This window comes from Inquilinus sp. (genome assembly GCF_039594555.1).
In the GTDB taxonomy this organism is placed as follows: Bacteria; Pseudomonadota; Alphaproteobacteria; order DSM-16000; family Inquilinaceae; genus Inquilinus.
This window is the reverse complement of the sequence record NZ_JBCNNF010000582.1, coordinates 1-3,303: the sequence shown is the minus strand read 5'-3', so window position 1 is coordinate 3,303 and position 3,303 is coordinate 1. Positions and strand designations below refer to the sequence as shown.

4 protein-coding genes and 1 pseudogene are annotated in these 3,303 nt (G+C 71.9%); 2 read left to right on the top strand and 3 right to left on the bottom strand.

Going from position 1 to position 3,303, the window contains the following annotated elements:
- Together pyrH and ABDW35_RS34430 are read left to right on the top strand one after the other, a co-directional pair.
- Positions 1-500 (top strand): annotated as a pseudogene (gene pyrH / locus ABDW35_RS34435) (UMP kinase); the annotation flags it as partial.
- Positions 501-583: 83 nt separating this feature from the next.
- A complete protein-coding gene (locus ABDW35_RS34430; RefSeq protein WP_343718352.1) occupies positions 584-970 on the top strand; it encodes a rhodanese-like domain-containing protein in 387 nt (128 codons plus the stop codon).
- Here ABDW35_RS34430 and ABDW35_RS34425 read toward each other — a convergent pair.
- From ABDW35_RS34425 to ABDW35_RS34415, 3 genes are all read right to left on the bottom strand, one after another.
- Complete coding sequence (locus ABDW35_RS34425; protein ID WP_343718351.1) at positions 915-1,265, bottom strand: hypothetical protein; 351 nt, start codon at positions 1,263-1,265, stop codon at positions 915-917. The two genes, ABDW35_RS34430 and ABDW35_RS34425, sit on opposite strands and share 56 nt — an antisense overlap.
- Before the next feature lie 73 nt (positions 1,266-1,338).
- Positions 1,339-2,349: an alpha/beta hydrolase gene (locus ABDW35_RS34420; RefSeq protein ID WP_343718350.1), complete on the bottom strand. Its 1,011-nt coding sequence runs from the start codon at positions 2,347-2,349 to the stop codon at positions 1,339-1,341.
- Positions 2,346-3,287, bottom strand: coding sequence for an MBL fold metallo-hydrolase (locus ABDW35_RS34415; RefSeq protein WP_343718349.1), 942 nt, complete (start codon positions 3,285-3,287; stop codon positions 2,346-2,348). The genes ABDW35_RS34420 and ABDW35_RS34415 overlap by 4 nt, the downstream gene beginning before the upstream one ends.
- Positions 3,288-3,303: the final 16 nt, after the last annotated feature.

Sequence of the window (3,303 nt, the reverse complement as noted above, 5' to 3'; positions counted from 1 at the left end):
ACGCGGTAATGCTGCGCGCGGCGCTGACCGCGCGGTCGGCCGCCGAGGTGCGGGTGATGAGCGCGGTGCCGATCCCGTCGATGGCCGAGCCCTATATCCGGCTGCGCGCCGACCGGCACCTGGCCAAGGGCGCCATCGTCGTGCTGGCGGGCGGCAATGGCCAGCCCTATGTCACCACCGACTATCCGGCGGTGCAGCGGGCGATCGAGCTGCGCTGCGACGCGGTGCTGGCGGCCAAGGACGGCGTCGACGGCGTGTTCACCGCCGATCCGCGCACCGACCCCGAGGCCCGGAAATATGCCAGCCTGGCCTTCGCCGACGCGATCCAGCAGGAGCTGAAGGTGATGGACCAGTCGGCGATCCTGCTGGCGCGCGACCACGGCCTGCCGCTGCACGTCTTCGCCTTCGACCGGCCGGGCGCGATGCTGCGGATCGTCCGCGGCGAGCCCGTGGGAACGCTGCTGGCCCCCGGCGCCGCCACGGTGCTGGCGGAGGACTGAGGGACAATCCGCCCCTCCCATTCGGGAGATGACAGCCTCCGGCACGCCCCCGATCCTGGCGGAAGATGATGCAGGAGGCTCCCATGACGACATCGGTCAAGGACTTGCTGGCCGACGCCAACGCCGCGGTGCCGCGCGTCACCCGAGAGGAGGCCGTCGCCCTGATGCGGGCCGGAGCCCTGGTGGTCGACGTCCGCGACGCGCCGGAGCTGAAATCCGGCAGGATCGCCGGCGCCGCCCATGTCTCGCGCGGCATGCTGGAGTTCCGGGCCGACCCGGACTCGCCCTACCACGACCCGGCCTTCCGCCGCGACCGCACGGTGATCCTGTACTGCGCCTCCGGCGGCCGCTCGGCCCTGGCCGGCAAGGCGCTGCTGGACCTCGGCTATGTCGATGTCCGCAACCTCGGCGCCTTCAAGGACTGGACCGAGGCCGGCGGGGCGGTGGAGGCGGTTCCGGAGAAGGGCTGACGGCGCCCCCTGTCCCGGCCCGGCCCTGAGCCCGCAGCGTTACGACGAAATCCTCCACCGGATGGACTCGCGGCGTCGCGGGCAGCAACGCCTCGAGCGCATCGGCCGCGGCGAGGCAGTCGGCCGGCGACAGCGCCCGCAGAGTCGACGCGACCCGGTTGTGGTCCGCCGTGCCGCGGCTGGCGAGGGACCGGTTGATGACGAAGGTCTCGACCGTTCCGTCGATCCGCTCGGCGAAGAGCGCGAGCGACCCGCCATCCGCTGCGGCGGCGCTGTCGGAGATCGCTTTGAACATGGAGCCTCCGGGCGGTTGCGGCCGGCGCTGAGGCTACCCTCGTTCGCATTGCCCGGCCAATCCGCTTCTGCCCCTACCCTTCCGGCGCGTAGGCCTCGTCCAGGAAGTCGCCGATGGCGCGGAAGGCCTGCAGCCGGTTCTTCTCCATCAGCACCATGTGGGTGCCTTCGCCGATCTCGACCCAGCGGCGGTAGGGCGCGCCGGTGAAGCGGGTGAAGTGCTCCTGGGCCACGGCCAGCGGCACGTCCAGGTCCCATTCGGCATGGACCAGCAGCACCGGGACGGTGATGTCGCCGGGCTCGTAGAAGGGCCGATCGGCGGTCCAGTATTCCCGCGTGTCGAGGATCGGGCCGGTGCCGGCGCGCATGGTCGGCGGCGATTGCAGCCGGCCTTCGGGGTCGGTGGCCAAAGCCGCCTCGGCCCAGGTCTCGAACCAGCCTTCGGGAATCAGCCCGTCGCGCTTGCCCTCCGGCGCACCCTCCAGCCAGCGGGCCTTGGTCTGCAGCACCGGGATCCGGCGATAGGCGCCGAGCGTCCCGCCCGGGTCGATCCGCGCCTTGCCGGGGTTCAGCCATTGCGGCGCCACCAGCGCCAGCTTCGCCACCCTGGCATTATTGCGGCTGGTATAGGCCCCCGCGACCGAACCGCCCCAGGACATGGCGACGATGTTGGTCTGCTCCAGCCCGCGCCGCCGCAGCACGAAATCGACCGCAGTCGAGAAGTCGCGCACGCCGGTCTCGGTCCGGACCAGCGGCGGGTTCTCCTCCGGCGGCCGGTCCATCTCCGGCGGCCGGGTCGACCCGCCGGTGCCGCGGACGTCGACGGCATGGACGTCGTAGCCGCGGCCGGCCAGCCAGTCCATGAAGGAGAAGCCGCCGACCGGCACGTCGAACAGCGTGCCGGAGGAATAGGTGGCGCCGTGCATCAGCACGATGCTGCGCTCCGGCGAGAAGTCCCGCATCCCGGCCGGGCGCTTGTTGCGGATGTGCAGGTCGATGCCCGGCGTGTCGCTCGGGATCATCAGGTCCTCGACCGCGATCTCCGCGGCCGCCGTGTCGATGGTCATGGTTTCGGCTCCGGTCATGCGAAGGTCCATTCGAAGCAATCGCCATGCCGCGTGATGCGGCCGGCCGAGCTGTCCGGGAAATGGCCGGGCAGGACGAGGGCGCCGCTCTCCGCCGCCGTCTCCAGCAGCCAGCGGCGGGAGGCGCGCGCCGGCTCCGGGAACTCGCAGTAGCGGGAGTTCCAGCCCGGCTCGTAGACCTGCAGCGGGTGGTGCATCACGTCGCCGGCGAACAGCGCCTCCTCGCCGCGCGAGCGCAGGCGGATCACGGCGTGATCGATGCTGTGGCCCGGCGCCGGGTGGAAGGAGATGCCGTCCAGCACCTCGCCGCCATCGACCGACACCAGATCGGCCAGCCCGGCCTCGATCACCGGCCGGACGCTGTCCTGGTAGACGCCGTCCAGCGGCGGGTGGCGCGGCGCGCCCAGCGCCGGGTCGGGGCGGAACGGCGGCGCCGCCGGATCGGACAGGCTGTCGCCGTAGCGCTGCTCGATCGCCGAGAAATGGTGCCGGGCGTTGGCGAAGGTCGGCACCCAGCGGCCGTCGACCAGCCGGGTGTTCCAGCCGACATGGTCGGCATGGACATGGGTGATCAGCACGTGGTCGACCTGCTCCGGCCGCACCCTGGCGGCTTCCAGGCGTTGCAGATAGGGCACGTCGAGCCGGTGCATCACCGGCACGCCCGGCCGCTCCTTGCCGTTGCCGGTGGCGGTGTCGATCAGGATGGTGTGATGCGGCGTGCGCACCAGCCAGCTGTGGATGCTCAGGCCGATAGCCCCGGTCTCCGGGTCCTGCGCCCCGGCCGGCAGCCGGCCGCGATGCCGGTCGCCGGCCTCCGGGTCGGTTTCCGGGAACAGCTCGACCGGCGAGCGGTGGCTCAGCGGGATCTCGTCGATCCGGGTGATGACGGCGTCGCCGACACGAAAGCTGGGGCCGACGCGAAAGCTGGGGGAGCCCATGGGCCTTCTCCGCTGT